This window comes from Kitasatospora sp. NPDC008050 (genome assembly GCF_042957465.1).
Lineage (GTDB): Bacteria > Actinomycetota > Actinomycetes > Streptomycetales > Streptomycetaceae > Kitasatospora.
Window position 1 is genome coordinate 358,769 of the sequence record NZ_JBIBIJ010000007.1, and the last position, 14,184, is coordinate 372,952.

Below are 14,184 nucleotides of genomic sequence, written 5' to 3' on the forward strand. Positions count from 1 at the left end.
GGGGACGCGTCCGGTACCGGCCGATAACGAAAACCTTCTCGCGGATCTCGCCTGACGGCAGAGAATCCTACGAGTGCTCAGCGCGCGACAGCGGCCCGGGGGCGCGGGACGGCGAGCGGCAGGCGCACGACCAGGCGGGCGCCCTGGTCGGCGGGCTCGGCGGTCAGCGTGCCGCCGTGGTGGGCGGCCAGGTCGCGGGCGATCGCCAGGCCCAGGCCGCTGCCGCCGTGATCGCGGCTGCGGGCGTCGTCCAGTCGGGTGAAGCGCTCGAAGACCCGCTCGCGGTCCGCCGCGGGAATGCCGGGGCCGTCGTCGCGCACCTCCAGGACCGCGGCCCGCCCGTCCTCGGCCGGCCGCAGCAGCACGGCGACCTCCCGCGCCGCGAAGCGCTGCGCGTTGTCCAGCAGGTTGGTCACCACCCGGGTCAGCCACAGGCCGCTGCCGGTGACCGCCACCCCTGGGGCCAGCTGGGCGCGGATCGGCAGCGGGTCGCCGCGCCGCTGGCCGATCGCCTCCTCGACCAGCTCGGTCAGGTCCAGCTCGTTGCTCGGCACCGGCTCGGCGGAGTCGATCCGGGCCAGCAGCAGCAGGTCGGCGGCCAGCTGCTGGAGCCGGTCGGTGTCCTCCAGCGCGCCGCTGATCAGCTCGGGCCGCAGCGCCGGGTCGTCCACCGCCAGGGCCACCTCCAGCTGGGTGCGCAGCACCGCGATCGGGCTGCGCAGCTCGTGCGAGGCGTCCGCGATGAACTGGCGCTGGCGCTGCCCGGAGGACTCCAGGCGGTCCAGGGTGCTGTTCATGGTGACGGCCAGTCGGGCGATCTCGTCGTGGGTGCGCGGCACCGAGACCCGGCGGTGCAGGTCGCGGTCGCTGATCTCGGCCACCTCGGCCCGGATCGCCTCCACCGGGCGCAGCGCCCGGCCGGTCACCCACCAGGTGACCCAGGCCACGGTGAGCAGCAGCAGCGGCCCGCCCACGGCGAGTGCCGCGGCCGTGGTCGAGTCGGCGGCGTCGGCGTCCCGCAGCGAGGTGCCGGCGTAGACGGTGACCAGGCCCGCGCGGGTCCGCGTGGTGACCTCCACCACCCGCTGCCGGTTGCCCCGGCCGAGTGGTCCGGTGTCCCAGGTGGTGCGCACGACGCCGGGGACGGTGGGCCGGTCGGTGGCCACCGGGGGGCGGCCGAGCAGGTTCTGGCTGGACGTGAGCACCTGCCCGTCGGCGGTCACCACCTGCAGGAAGTCGGCGCCGTGGGTGGGCGTCAGCAGCGGGTCGAGCGTCTCGGTGTCGGCGAGCTGGGCAACGGCGGTGGCCTGCGCCTCGGCGTCGCTCTCGGCGTTGTGCAGCAGGTTGGCGTCCAGCAGGCCGAGCAGCGCGAGCGAGGCGATGGCCAGCGCGATGGCCACCACGGCGCTGGCCCCCAGGGTGGCCCGGGCCCGTACCGTCATCGGGCGCAGCCGGCCCAGGCCGCGTCGTCGCGACGGCGGCCGGTCCTCGTCGGCAGCTCTGTCCGCGGCCGTGTCCCCCGCCACAACCGCCCCGTCCGCCGCCTCAGCCACCGTCGGCCGCCAGCCGGTAGCCGACACCGCGCACGGTCTCCAGCGCGCTGCGGCCGAACGGCGCGTCGATCTTTCGTCGCACCGCGCTGATGTGCACCTCGACCACGTTGGGGTCGCCCTCGAAGGCGCTGTCCCAGATCTGCTCCAGGATCTCGCGCTTGGCCACCACCTCGCCGGCCCGCTGTGCCAGGTACTCCAGCACGGCGAACTCGCGGGCGGTCAGCTTGACGGGGGTGCCGCCGCGGGTGCAGCTGTGCCGGGCCGGGTCGAGCACCAGATCGCCGAACTCCAGTGACTGCGGGCGCCGCCGCCCGGTGCGCCGGGCCAGCGCGCGCAGCCGGGCCACCAGGACCAGGTAGGAGAAGGGCTTGGAGAGGAAGTCGTCGGCCCCGGTGTCCAGCGCCTCGGCCTCGTCGTACTCGCCGTCCTTGGCGGTGAGCATCAGGATGCCGGCCTCGTTGCCCGCCGCCCGCAGCCGGGCGCAGACCCGGTAGCCGTTGACGCCGGGCAGCATGATGTCCAGCACGATCACGTCGTAGTCGTGCTCGCCCGCCAGCCAGAGGCCCTGAGGCCCGTCGTGGGCCACATCGACGGTCATGCCCTCGGCCTGCAGCCCGCGCTGCAGCGCCGCGGCCAGCCGCCGCTCGTCCTCCACCACCAGTACCCGCATACCGACCAGGATCCCAGGCCGTCCTCGGCGTTTGCTGAAGACCGCTTCAGCTGCCTTCAGCCCCGCTTCAGCAAGCGCCGCCCATGCTGTGCCGCAGCAGTCCACCAGGCCCGGCCCGGCACGATCCGCCGGACGGGCCCTGGGGCGGGTGACAGCCCGGGCGCCGATCAGCGGCATCCCGGTCATCCTGGGCGATTCGGCGCGCAGTTGGCCGACCCGTCGAGGGCCGGACACCTGGTGTCCGGTCAACCGCCACATGGACTCCCGCTGGGCGGCCTACCGTCACGTGTCTGATCGGCCCACCGGGCGGGTGGGGCGGACGTCGACACCGTGACCGTCCGGTCCGACCGGTTCGGACCGGTGTGCCGGGGACGGTTCCTCAGGTTCCCGACCGAGCCCGGCACGGGGGAGCGGGGGTGCTCGGCGCGCGGGTCAGGGATCGGCCCGCGCGCCGCCGGGCGCCCTGCTCTCCCACGTACATCCGTCAGACGCAGTGGAGTCGCGGGTGCGGTCTCCGCCGTCGGCGGTCGGCCGCGACCCGCTCTGGAAGGAGCCTGATGCGGTCGACACAGCCGCGCCGGATCGTCGTCGTGTCCGCGAGCGTGGGGGCGGGCCACGACGGCGCCGCCCGCGAACTGGTCCGCCGCCTGCGGACGGCCGGGTTCGACGCCGAGTGCCACGACTTCCTCGACCTGCTGCCGCGCGGCTGCGGGCGGCTGCTGCGCGGCAGTTACGCGCTGGAGCTCAAGGTCGCGCCCTGGGCCTGGGGCTGGCTGCTGCGCGGCCTGGAGAAGAACCGCCTCTCCGCGGCGCTGGTCGGCGCCCTGTTCGCGGTGGCCGGCGGCCGGCGGACCGCGAAGCTCGCCGGTGCCGGAACGGCCGCGATGGTCTCCACCTATCCGCTGGCCAGCCAGGCGCTGGGGCGGCTGCGCCGCCGCGGCCGGCTGACGGTGCCGGTGGCCACCTTCCTCACCGACATGTCGGTGCACCCGCTCTGGGTGGCCGAGGGCATCGACCTGCACCTCGCGCTGCACCCGGTCGCCGCCGACCAGGCGCAGCGCCACGGCGCCCGCCTGGTGGAGATCTGCGACCCGCTGGTCGGCCCGGCCTTCCGCCCGGCCCGCTCGGCGGCCGAGCGCCGGCGCGAGCGGGCCCGCTTCGGGCTGCCCGCCGAGGGCCCGATCGCGCTGGTCACGGCCGGCTCCTGGGGGGTCGGCGAGGTCGAGCAGACGGCCCGGGAGATCGCGGCCTCGGGCAGGGCCGTGCCGGTCACCGTCTGCGGGCACAACGAGGCACTGCGCGGGCGGCTGGCGGAGGCCGGTCACGGGGTGGCGCTCGGCTGGGTGGAGGACATGCCGGCCCTGCTGCGGGCCTGCGACGTGGTGGTGCAGAACGCCGGCGGCCTCACCTCGCTGGAGGCGATAGCCAGCGGCCTGCCGGTGGTCAGCTACCGCTGCCTGCCGGGGCACGGGGTGACCAACGCCGCCGCGCTGGACGAGGCCGGACTGGCCGACTGGATACGCGAGGAGAAGCGGCTGGGGAGCGGCCTGGCCGACGCGCTCGCCCAGGGCCCGGCGCCGCGCCGACGGGCCGCCGCCCGCCCCGACCACCTCGTGACCGATCTGGCCGGCGGCCTGCCCGCCCCCGCCACGATGCTGGAGGTGGCCTCGTGAGGCCGACCCGCGCCCTGGCGCTGACCGCCGGCGCCCTCGCGGTGGGCCACAGCCTGCCCGCGCTCACCTCGCTCGGCCCGCTGCGCCCGCTGCTCGCCCCGCGGCTGAGCGGCCCCGGCGCCCCGGGCCATGTCGCGCTGACCTTCGACGACGGCCCGGACCCGGACTCCACCCCGCTCTTCCTGGCCGAGCTGGCGAAGACCGGCACCAAGGCCACGTTCTTCCTGCTCGGCCGGATGCTGGAACGGGCTCCCGAGCTGGGCCGTGAACTGGTCGACGCCGGGCACGAGGTGGCGGTGCACGGCTGGGAGCACCGGCCGCTGCTGATCCGCTCGCCCCGGGCCACCTGCCAGGACGTGGCGCGGGCCCGGGACCTGGTGGCCTCCGTCACCGGGCAGCAGCCGCGCTGGTACCGGCCGCCGTACGGGGTGCTGAGCGCCTCGGCGCTCTACGCGGCGCGTACCAGCGGGCTGACGCCGGTGCTCTGGACCCACTGGGGCCGGGACTGGACGGCGACGGCCACGCCCGAGTCGGTGCTGCGCACCCTCACCCGCACCCCGCTGGCCGGCGCCACCGTGCTGCTGCACGACTCGGACTGCACCTCGGCGCCGATGTCCTGGCGTGCCACGCTCGGCGCGCTGCCCCGGCTGCTGGAGCTGTGCGCGGAGCGCGGGCTCACGGTCGGCCCGCTGCGCGACCACGGGATCTGAGCGGTTCCTCGGCCGGCGGCCGGGCCTGTGACGACAGGCCCTGGGGCCGGCCGAGGAGCTGTCAGCCGGCGGCCGGGCGCAGCACCACCGGCAGGTTCCGGTGGCCGTTGGAGATGAACGACTCCATCGAGGTCAGCTCGCCCTCGGCGAGTGCCAGGTCGGGGAACCGCTCGAAGAGCGCCGGCAGCGCGACGGCGGCCTCCAGGCGGGCCAGCGGGGCGCCCAGGCAGAAGTGCGCGCCGTGGCCGAAGGCGACGTGGTCCTTGACCTCGCGGGTGAGGTCGAAGACGTCCGCGTCCGTGCCGTGCACCGCCTCGTCACGCCCGGCGGCGGCGTAGGCCGCCATGATCGCCTCGCCCTTGCGGATCAGCACGTCGCCGGCCTGGATGTCCTCCAGTGCGTAGCGCAGCGGCAGGTTGGCCACCGGGGACTGCACCCGCAGCGTCTCGTCGATCACGTCGTTCCAGGAGGCCTGGCCCGACCGGACCAGGGCCAGCTGCTCGGGATGGGTCAGCAGCAGGTGGATCGCGTTGTCCAGCAGGTTGACCGTGGTCTCGTGGCCGGCGCTGATCACCAGCAGCAGGGTGTCGAGCAGCTCCTGCTCGGAGAGCGTGCTGCCGGTGCCCTCGGCGGTCTCCTCGCCGTCCACCTCGGTGTCCCGGGCGGCGATCAGCGCGCTGGTCAGGTCGTCGGCCGGCTCCTTGCGCTTGATCGCGACCAGCTCGCCGAGGATCCGGTAGACCTCCTCGGCGTTGGCCTGGGCGGCCTCGGGCGTGATGGTGGTGTCGAAGAAGCCGTCCACGCAGGCGCGCAGGCCCGGGTGGAGGTGCTCGGGGACGCCGAACAGCTCGCAGATCACCTGGATCGGCAGCGGGTAGGCGTACCCCTCGCGCAGGTCGGCGGCGGTGCCGGCGGGGGTGGCGGCGAGCGCGGTGAGCAGGTCCTCGGTGATCCGCTCGACGCGCGGACGCAGCGCCTCGGTACGCCGGTTGGTGAAGGAGCCGGCCACCAGGCGGCGCAGCCGGCGGTGCTCGGGGCCGTAGGCGGTGAACATGTTGTCCACCGCCACCCAGATCGTCAGCGGCCAGTCGGCGGGAATCTCACCGTTGACGAAGGCGGGCCAGTGCTGCCGGGCGCTCTTGGAGACCCGCGGGTCGGCGAGCAGCTGCTTGACCAGCTGCTGGCTGCCTACCGACCACGCAACCACCCCACCAACGAGCTCCACCTCGGCCACCGGGCCGTCCTGGTGGATGCGGCGGGCCTCGCCGTGGATGTCGCTCCCGCTCGGGTCGATCCGGTAGGGGCAGCGGTCGGGTTCCATGAACGGCCTCCAAGGGCGTTGTCGGGTGCGGTCGGTGCCGACTGCGGGGCGGCGGGCGCGGTGGGGATGGCCGCGGCCGTGCTGAGCGGGCTGCCGGCGGCCGCCGGGTGGGCGAGCGGCGCGGTGCCGGTGGCCGGCGGGAAGTGCACCGGAAGGTCGGCGAGGGCACGGTGGAACGGCCCCGGGCGCCAGCGGAGTTCATCGGGCTTGATGGCCAGCTCCAGGTCCGGCAGCCGGTCCAGCAGCTTCTCGACGGCCACCGCGGCGATCAGCCGGGCCGGTCCCTGGGCGGGGCAGGTGTGCGGGCCCGCGCTCCAGGCCAGGTGGGCCCGGTTGCCGCCGCGGGCGCGCCCGGCCAGCGCCGGGTCCGTGTTGGCGGCCGCGAAGCTGACCACCACCGGCTCGCCCTCCGGGAGCAGCACGCCGTCCAGCTCGACGTCCCGCACCGGGAAGTGCACCCCGTAGTTGGCCATCGGCGGGTCGGTCCACAGCACCTCGTCCAGCGCGTCGTCCACCGGCAGGGTGCCGCCGGCCAGGTCGCCGGCGAAGCGGTCGTCGGAGAGCAGCAGCCGCAGCGTGTTGCTGATCAGGTTGAGCTGCGGCTCGGTGCCCGCGCCCATCAGCAGCACCAGCTGGTGCAGCATCTCCTCGTCGGTCAGCCCGGCCGGGTGGGCCATCAGCCAGCTGGTCACGTCGGCGCCCGGCTCGGCCCGCTTGAGAGCCACCAACTCCAGCAGGGCACCGGTGAGTTCGGCGTTAGCCCGCTCGGCGTCGACGCCGTCGAAGATGCCCGTCATACCGGCCACCAGGCGGTCGCCCAGGTGTGCGGGGGAGCCGAACAGCTCGTTGAAGACCAGCAGCGGCAGCGCCCTGGCGTACTCGGCCACCAGGTCGGCGGTGCCGCGTGCGGCGAAGCGGTCGATCAGTCGGTCGGCGCTGCGCTCGACGTAGCCGCGCAGCGCGTTCGGGTCGATCCGGTCCAACGAGTCGGTCACCGCGCCGCGATGCCGGTCGTGCACGTCGCCGTCGCTGAACAGGGCGTTGGGCCGGTGCGCCATCATCGGCACGGCCGGGTTGTCGGGGGCGACCCGGCCGTCCGCCAGGCCCCGCCAGCGGCGGGAGTCCTTGGAGAAGGTCTCCGGGCTGCGCAGCACGGTGAGGGCCGCCTGGTAGGAGAGCACCAGGGTGGCGGTGGTGCCCGGGTAGAGCTCGACCGGGGCGAGCGGACCGTACGCCCGCAGCCGGGCGTAGACGGCGGCCGGGTCGGTGGCGAACTCCTCGCCGTAGAGCGGGAATCCGGCGGGCCGCGACTGGTGGGCCGGGCAACCGGGCGGTGGCGAAGGGGCGTTCACGCGGACTCCTGGTCGGTGTGGCTGAGCAGGTACTGGACGAGTGAGATCAGCGCGAGGGTGGCGGACTCCGGGTCGCGGGCGTCGCAGGTCACCAGCGGCGTGCTGGGCAGCAGGTCGAGCGCCTCGCGCAGCTCGTCCTCGGCGAACTCCGGTGCGCCGTCGAAGCGGTTGACCGCTACCGCGTACGGCAGCCCGTGCTCCTCCAGCAGGTCCATCACCGGGAAGGAGTGCTCCAGGCGCCGGGTGTCGGCGAGCACCAGCGCGCCCAGCGCGCCCAGCGTCATGTCCCGCCACAGCGGGGTGAAGCGCTGCTGGCCGGGGGCGCCGAACAGGTAGAGGACCAGGCTCTGACTGAGCGTCAGCCGGCCGAAGTCCATCGCGACCGTGGTGGTCTCCTTGTGCGGCACCCCGGTCAGGTCGTCGACCAGCACGCTGGCCTGGGTCATCGGCTCCTCGGTGCGCAGCGGCTCGATCTCCGAGAGGGTGCCGACGAAGGTGGTCTTGCCGACCGCGAAGTGCCCGGTGATCAGCAGCTTGACGGCGGTCCGGATGCCCTCGCCCAAGTAGCTGACCTGCTCCGGGGCGGGCGCGGCCAGCGGGCCGGCCACGGTGTCAGAGCCGGGCGCGGAGACCATCCAGAACCTCCTGGAGCAGTTGATAGGTGGGTAGTTGGGCACGTGGCACGGCTGCCCGGGTGATCAGGTGGCCGCTGTCGACCAGGTCGCCGAGCAGCACCTTGGTGACGCTGACCGGCAGGTGCAGGTGTGCGGCCACCTCGGCGAGCGAGAGCGAGCCGTGCAGGCACAGCTCCACCAGCCGCCGCTGCTCGGGGCCGAGACCGGCGGTGGGCCGGTCCGGCATCGCGGTGACCAGGGTGACCAGGTCGAAGGTGTTGCGGGTCGGCTCGAACCGCCCGTTCGTCACCACATAGGGCCGCACTAAGCCCCGGTCGCGCCGCGCCGCGCTCATCGGACGGCTCCCAGGTCCTGGCGGGGCGGCGTGCTCAGTTCCTTGCCGAGGCGGTCCACCAGCTTCTGCATCCGGTAGCTCACCGCCTCCATGTCCACCCGATCCCCGGCGGAGACGGCGAGATAGGCACCGGGGCCGGCGGCGACCAGGAAGACGTAGCCGCCGGCGAACTCGATCAGGGTCTGCTGCCAGGGGGTCGGGGCGGTGCCGAGGAAGCCGGCGGTGCTGCGGCTGATCGACTGGACCCCGGAGAGCGCGGCGGCCTGCCGGTCCGCCTCGTCCCGGCTGATGCCCGCCGAGTGCGCGCGCAGCAGGCCGTCGGCGGAGAGCAGGATCGCGTGCCGGGCCTCGGGAACGAGCAGGACGTCGTCGAGCATCCAGCCGAGATCGTTGGTCGGGTGGCTGTTCAGCCGGCTGTTCATCGCAGGGCTCCTAGGCGGGGGGCGGACGGCGGCTGTGCCGGGGGACCAGCCGCGGGTGGCTGCCAGGGGGTCAGCCGGTGAAGGGATCGTCTGAGGTGGTGCCGTCGGGGCGCGCGGCGTGGCGGCCGTAGCCCGGGGGTGGCAGATCGGGTTCGGACTCCCGCCCGGCCCGGGTGCCGCGGGCGAAGGCGCCGAGTCGGCGGGCGGTGGCCTGCGCGTCCCTGGTCCACTCCGCGGGCAGCTCGGCGGCGGGGGCCGCGCCGCCGAACTCCTCGGCGGCCTGCTGGGCCTCGGCGAGCTGGGCCTCGTCCAGCGGCTCGCGCCGGCGGCGCTTGGGCAGGCCGCCGGCGGTGCGTGGGGCGGGCGTGGTGGCCGTGACCGGGGCCGCGTGCGGGGGCTGTGGGGTGTGCGGGAGCTGCGGGGCGGGGCGCGGGGGCAGCGGGGCGGGGCGCCCGTAGCCGCGGTTGTTGAAGCCGAGGCTGCCCTGGGCAGGGGTGCTCTCGCCCGCGCCCGCGCCCGCGGCGGGCTGGTGGCCGAAGGCCGCGCCGTGTGCCGCGGCGGGCTGCGGGGCCGGCTGCCGGGGAGCGGGGTGCTGGGCGGCAGCGGGCTGGGCGGCGGCCTGCGGGGCCACGCTGTGTTGGGGCGTGGTCTGCGGGGTCACCGTGTGCTGGGGAGCATTCTGGGGGGCCGCAGTGTGCTGCGGAGCGGTCTGGGGCGCCACGCTGTGCTGCGGAGCACCGTACGCGGGGGCGACGGCGGGCTCGGGTGCCATCTGGCTGAGCAGCGCGGTCGGCAGGAAGACCACGGCGCGCACCCCGCCGTACGGCGAGCGGGTGTCCACCGAGACGCCGAACCCGTAGCGCGCCGCCAGCACGCCGATCACGGCGAAGCCGAACTGCGGCGGGTCGCCGAGCCGGGTGACGTCCACCGTGCGCTGCCCGGTCAGCAGTTGACCGGCGAACTGGGCCTCGCGCGGGTCCATCCCGACGCCGGCGTCGTCGATCACGATGCAGGCGCCGTTGTGCGCGGGCTGGAGGTTGACCTCGACGGTGGTGTTGGGCTGGGAGTGCCGGGCCGCGTTGTCCAGCAGCTCGGCCACCGCCAGCACCACCGGCTCGACGGCCCGGCTGACCACCGCCAGGTCGATCTGGGTGCGGACCTCGACGCGCTTGTAGTCGCGGACCCGGGACTTGGCCCCGCGCACCACGTCGCTCAGCGAGGAGGCCGCGCGCTGGCGCCCGGGCCAGGAGCCACAGAGCACCGCGATGGCCTGCGCCCGCCGCCCGAACTGCGAGTTGGCGTGGTCGATCTCCAGCAGGTCGCGCAGCACGGCGGGTTGGTCATGCCGCTCCTGCATCTCGGAGATCGCCACCTGCTGCTCGTTGGCCAGCCCCTGCAGCGACCGCATCGCGCTCTTCAGCGCGGACTTGGCGTTCTGGTCGGCGCGTGCCTGGGCCTGCTCCACCGCGCCGCGGAACTGCTCGGCGACCGCCAGCAGGCTGCGCTCGTAGTCGGTTCCGGCCAACAGCGGATCAACGGTGACCGGATCGGCGGGGACCGGGCTGGCGACGGCGGAATGCGCGAGCGAGGGCAACTGGCGGGTGGCCAGCCGGTGCGCCTCCTCGTCCCTGGCCCGGATGGCCTCCCGCAGTCCGGCCAGGGCCCGGGCCCTGGACCTGGCGGTGAGCCACTGGCGGATCAGCAGGCCGGCGGCCACCAGCAAGCCCGCACCCAGGCTCCAGGTCACCGCCTGCGGTATCTGTGACGACATCAAGTTCCTTGCACGAGCTGACGGTTCGTGGGGGCAGCACAGGAGGCCCGCGAGCGGCAGGCGCGGATCATCTAACCAGATTGACGACTGAATGTCAGAAGTCTGTCTCAGTAAGTGATCTGGTGAACAGTAAAGACCACGTCAGTGGCTGAAATTGATCGGTAGTCGATGTTGATGATGGACGGTCCCATGTGGGTCATCCGCAAGTACCATCCGGGCTATGACACAGGTAGCTCGGGGGGTGAACCCGGTCGCGGCGGAGCCGATGGCGCTCCGCTTCCGGGAGCACTACATCGTCTGCGGGGCCAATGCCTTGGCACACCGCCTGATCCTGGAACTGATCGAGCACTACGAGGTGCCCGTGGTGGCCCTGGTGCCGGATCGGATGCGCGACCACGCGCCGAGGATCGAACGGATCGACGGCGTGGCGGCCGTCCTGGAGTTCAGCAGCGTCACCCAGGAGGCGCTGCTGGCCGCGGGTGCCGGCGGCGCGCGCGGCATCGCCCTGGTGGACGGTGACGATCAGGCCAACATCCATGTCGCGCTCGCCGCACAGGGCCTCAACCCGGAGATCCGGATCGTGCTGCGGATCTTCAACCAGCGGCTCGGCGACCAGATCCAGGTGCTGCTGAAGAACTGCGCCGCGCTCTCCGGCTCGGCCACCGCCGCACCGGCCTTCGCCAACGGCGCACTGGCCCGCCCCAACTCGGTGCGGGTCGGCGACCGCTACCTCTACATCGCCTACGACGAGGACCTGCGCGCCGGCCACCTGTGCGTGGCCGCCGACCGGATCGACCGCCAGGACCTGACCAGGCTGCGGCTGCTGCCGGAGACCGAACCGGCCTCCAGCGACTTCATCCGGCTGGCCCAGGCCTTCGGCGAGGGCGCCCCGATCCCGGTCGCGGGGGCGTCCAGGGGCGTCGGCGGCCCAGGGCAGCCGGACGGCATGGCCGTGCTGCAGACCCTGCCCACCGAGCCGCGGCTGCGGGTGCCGCTCCGCTTCCGGCTGCTCTACCGGTTCCTGGACACCCTGCGGTTCTTCACCGGGGTCCGGATCCGGATGGTGCTGTTCGGCGCCTTCGCGGCGATCGCGACCTCTGCGTTGATCATCTGGTACTTCAACCGGAACTTCGGCTGGACGCTCTACCTCACCCTGCTCGACATGGCCGGCTCCGCCCAGCCCGACCAGATGGGCGACCCGACCGCCGGCACCGGCGGCCCCTGGCAGCGGGTCGCCCAGGTGATCATCACCTTCAGTGGCATCGCCCTGGTGCCGGTGCTCACCGCGATCGTGGTCGACTCGCTGGCCTCCGGGCGCCGCGGGCTGCCACGCGGGCCGAGCGCGGGCCTGCGCGGCCATGTGATCGTGGTCGGCCTCGGCAACGTCGGCACCCGGGTGGCCACCCTGATGCACGAACGCGGGGTGCCGGTGGCCGCGCTGGAGCGCGATCCACTGGCCCGCGGCATCGTCGCGATGCGGGCGCTGGGGATCCCGGTGGTGGTGGGGGACGGGCCGCTGGTCGAGCAGCTGCGCCTGGCCAGGGCCCGGCACGCCCGCGCGGTGGTCGCGGTGACCAGCGACGACGCGGTCAACCTGGAGGCGGCGCTGGAGGCCCGCGCGCTGCGCGAGGACGTCCGGATAGTGGTCCGCCTGTTCGACGACGACTTCGCGCAGCACGTCTACGCCACGCTCGGCAACGTCGCTTCGCGCTCCGTCTCCTACCTGGCCGCGCCCGCCTTCGCCGCCGCGCTGATGGGCCGGGAGGTGCTCGGTACCCTCTCGGTCTTCCGGCACGTGCTGCTGATCGCCGAACTGGTCGCCGAGGAGGGCGGGGCGCTGGTCGGGATGAACCGCAACGAGGTGGAGGCGATCGGGGGCCTGCGGGTGCTCGCGGTCCGGCTGGCCCGCTCGCCGCAGAGCTACCAGTGGGGCTACGCCGACCGCAGCCGGGGCTTCGCGGTGGGCGACCGGGTGGTGGTGGTCGCGACCCGCGGCGGCCTGGCCCGGCTCAACAACGCCGCGCCGGAGTCGCTGGTGGCCGAGTCGACGTAGCGCCTGCGCGGGTTCAGGTCAGCAGTCCGGCCCGCCGCCACATGGCCTCGCTGCGCCGGTCGATGATGCCCAGCTCGGTGAAGAAGGCGACCGCCTTGCGCGCCCAGTCCCGGCGGGCGGCCTGCCAGTGCGGGTTGGCGGCGGCCGCCGCCTTGGCCTGCCGGACGTCGAGCCCGGCCAGCGCGTAGATCCGCGGGTTGACGCACTCCAGCACCGCCTCGTACACCAGCACGCCGATCACCTGGCGGAACACCGCTCGCCGCGCCGGGCTCATCCGGGCCCAGCGCCGCTCCAACTCCGGCTTGGCGTAGCCGATGTGCCGGGCCTCCTCGATCACGTGGATCCTCGCCACCGAGCGGGCCAGCGGCTGCAGGCTCTCGTCGCGGATCATCTCGCGCTGCATCGCGTCGGTGAACTCCTCCACGAATATCGCGCCCGCGAAGGTCAATGTGGTGTCGTTGAGCAGCAGATGGAGCCGGCCGCGCCGCTCGGCCCGCCTGCTGGGCCGGGCGGTGGGGTAGCCGGTCCTGGTGATGTACTTGGCGAACATGGTGGAGTGCCGGCACTCGTCGGCCACTTCGGTCAGCGCGTACTGCGCGTGCTGGCTGGTCAGGTCGCTGTCGTAGACGTGCCGGACCAGGCCGTGCATCAGGATCAGCTCGAACCAGATGCCCGCCGCGGTGACGCTGGCCAGCTGGTGGGTGCTCAGTCCGACCTGCTGACGGAGCGTCAACTGCTCCCAGAGATGGGTTCCGTAGAGCGAGACCCGGTGCGGCGGCAGGGCGAACTGGTCGGGATCGATCGGCGCCTGCCAGTCGATCTCGGTGAGCGGATCGTGGGAGTGCCTGGCCGAGACGCGCAGCAGGCGTTCGGCGTTCTGTTCGCGGGCTGCCTGGGCGGTGGGGACGAGGTCTCGCATGCTACGGCTCCGGTTCGGGCTCGGGCTCGGTTCGTGCGTCGGGGTGGTCGGCTGCGCTGCGGTGGGCGGCCGCGTTGGGGTGGGTGGCCGCGTTGGGGTGGGTGGGGGTGCCGCCCAGGGCGCGCAGGGCGAAGGAGATCAGCGCGGGGATCAGGTCGTCGGGCGCGCGCCCGCCGTCCGCGAGCGGGCCCACCAGTGCCTCGCCCACCCCGCCGACCAGCAGGGCCGCGGTCAACTCGGCGTCCTGGGCGGGCAGTCGGCCGGCCGTCACGCCCTCGGCGATCCGGGCGGCGATCACGTCGCGAAACGCCCTGCGGAAGACCAGGCGCTCGGCCTCCACCTCGGGGTCGACCGGCTCGGCCAGCAGCGCGTACGCCAGTCGCGGATGGCCGAGCGCGCGGCCGGCGAAGGTGCCGATCACCGAGGCGACCTGGGCGTGCAGATCGCCGGCGAAGGCGGCCGCCTCGCGCACCGCCGCCACCTCCCGGCCGACCACGATGCCGAACACCTCGGCCACCAGCTCGGCCTTGCTCGGGAAGGAGCGGTACACGCTGCCGGTGGCGATCCCCGCCCGCTCCGCGACGGCGGCCACCGAGCAGGCGGCGTAACCGTGTTCGGCGAGCAGCTCGGTCGCGGCGGTCAGCACCGCCTCGCGCTGGGCGTCGAGCCGGGCTTGGACGGCGGGAGTCTTCCGATAGGCCACGGCAAGAAGTGAAGCAGCGATTCAGTTCTTCAGCAAGACCCTGCGAGACCTTGGGCCCCTCCGGCGAG

General features: G+C 74.1%; 13 protein-coding genes. 3 read left to right on the forward strand and 10 right to left on the reverse strand.

The features are described 5' to 3' along the window. Positions 1 to 77: 77 nt before the first annotated feature. Together ACFZB9_RS17145 and ACFZB9_RS17150 are read right to left on the reverse strand one after the other, a co-directional pair. A complete protein-coding gene (locus ACFZB9_RS17145; RefSeq protein WP_391447866.1) occupies positions 78 to 1,442 on the reverse strand; it encodes a sensor histidine kinase in 1,365 nt (454 codons plus the stop codon). 103 nt (positions 1,443 to 1,545) lie between these two features. Further along, positions 1,546 to 2,223: a response regulator transcription factor gene (locus ACFZB9_RS17150; RefSeq protein WP_391447868.1), complete on the reverse strand. Its 678-nt coding sequence runs from the start codon at positions 2,221 to 2,223 to the stop codon at positions 1,546 to 1,548. Between the two features lie 557 nt (positions 2,224 to 2,780). Between ACFZB9_RS17150 and ACFZB9_RS17155 the strand changes: the two genes are divergently transcribed. Then, the gene (locus ACFZB9_RS17155) at positions 2,781 to 3,896 is read left to right on the forward strand and encodes a glycosyltransferase (protein ID WP_391447871.1); all 1,116 of its coding nucleotides are present in this window, start codon (positions 2,781 to 2,783) and stop codon (positions 3,894 to 3,896) included. After that, positions 3,893 to 4,606, forward strand: coding sequence for a polysaccharide deacetylase family protein (locus ACFZB9_RS17160; protein WP_391447875.1), 714 nt, complete (start codon positions 3,893 to 3,895; stop codon positions 4,604 to 4,606). The genes ACFZB9_RS17155 and ACFZB9_RS17160 overlap by 4 nt, the downstream gene beginning before the upstream one ends. Before the next feature lie 61 nt (positions 4,607 to 4,667). Here ACFZB9_RS17160 and ACFZB9_RS17165 read toward each other — a convergent pair whose 3' ends face one another. The 6 genes from ACFZB9_RS17165 to ACFZB9_RS17190 form a co-directional block, all read right to left on the reverse strand. After that, positions 4,668 to 5,813, reverse strand: coding sequence for a cytochrome P450 (locus ACFZB9_RS17165; protein ID WP_391448076.1), 1,146 nt, complete (start codon positions 5,811 to 5,813; stop codon positions 4,668 to 4,670). Further along, positions 5,795 to 7,279: a cytochrome P450 gene (locus ACFZB9_RS17170; RefSeq protein ID WP_391447877.1), complete on the reverse strand. Its 1,485-nt coding sequence runs from the start codon at positions 7,277 to 7,279 to the stop codon at positions 5,795 to 5,797. Before ACFZB9_RS17170 ends, ACFZB9_RS17165 begins: the two co-directional genes overlap by 19 nt. Further along, complete coding sequence (locus tag ACFZB9_RS17175; protein ID WP_391447878.1) at positions 7,276 to 7,914, reverse strand: ATP/GTP-binding protein; 639 nt, start codon at positions 7,912 to 7,914, stop codon at positions 7,276 to 7,278. Before ACFZB9_RS17175 ends, ACFZB9_RS17170 begins: the two co-directional genes overlap by 4 nt. Continuing rightward, a complete protein-coding gene (locus ACFZB9_RS17180; RefSeq protein WP_391447879.1) occupies positions 7,892 to 8,248 on the reverse strand; it encodes a DUF742 domain-containing protein in 357 nt (118 codons plus the stop codon). The genes ACFZB9_RS17175 and ACFZB9_RS17180 overlap by 23 nt, the downstream gene beginning before the upstream one ends. Beyond that, on the reverse strand, positions 8,245 to 8,670 hold the full coding sequence (locus ACFZB9_RS17185) for a roadblock/LC7 domain-containing protein (protein WP_391447880.1): 426 nt from the start codon (positions 8,668 to 8,670) through the stop codon (positions 8,245 to 8,247). Before ACFZB9_RS17185 ends, ACFZB9_RS17180 begins: the two co-directional genes overlap by 4 nt. Before the next feature lie 70 nt (positions 8,671 to 8,740). Further along, positions 8,741 to 10,441, reverse strand: a complete 1,701-nt coding sequence (locus ACFZB9_RS17190; RefSeq protein ID WP_391447882.1) for an ATP-binding protein — start codon at positions 10,439 to 10,441, stop codon at positions 8,741 to 8,743. A gap of 220 nt (positions 10,442 to 10,661) precedes the next feature. On the opposite strand from ACFZB9_RS17190, the gene ACFZB9_RS17195 reads away from it, so the two are divergent. Further along, entirely contained in the window at positions 10,662 to 12,494 is a 1,833-nt protein-coding gene (locus ACFZB9_RS17195; RefSeq protein WP_391447884.1) for an NAD-binding protein, read from the forward strand. Positions 12,495 to 12,507: 13 nt separating this feature from the next. Here the strand turns inward: ACFZB9_RS17195 and ACFZB9_RS17200 are convergent, their stop codons facing one another. Together ACFZB9_RS17200 and ACFZB9_RS17205 are read right to left on the reverse strand one after the other, a co-directional pair. Beyond that, positions 12,508 to 13,413, reverse strand: coding sequence for a diiron oxygenase (locus ACFZB9_RS17200; RefSeq protein ID WP_391447886.1), 906 nt, complete (start codon positions 13,411 to 13,413; stop codon positions 12,508 to 12,510). A gap of 1 nt (position 13,414) precedes the next feature. Continuing rightward, positions 13,415 to 14,116, reverse strand: coding sequence for a TetR/AcrR family transcriptional regulator (locus tag ACFZB9_RS17205; RefSeq protein ID WP_391447888.1), 702 nt, complete (start codon positions 14,114 to 14,116; stop codon positions 13,415 to 13,417). Positions 14,117 to 14,184 lie beyond the last annotated feature (68 nt).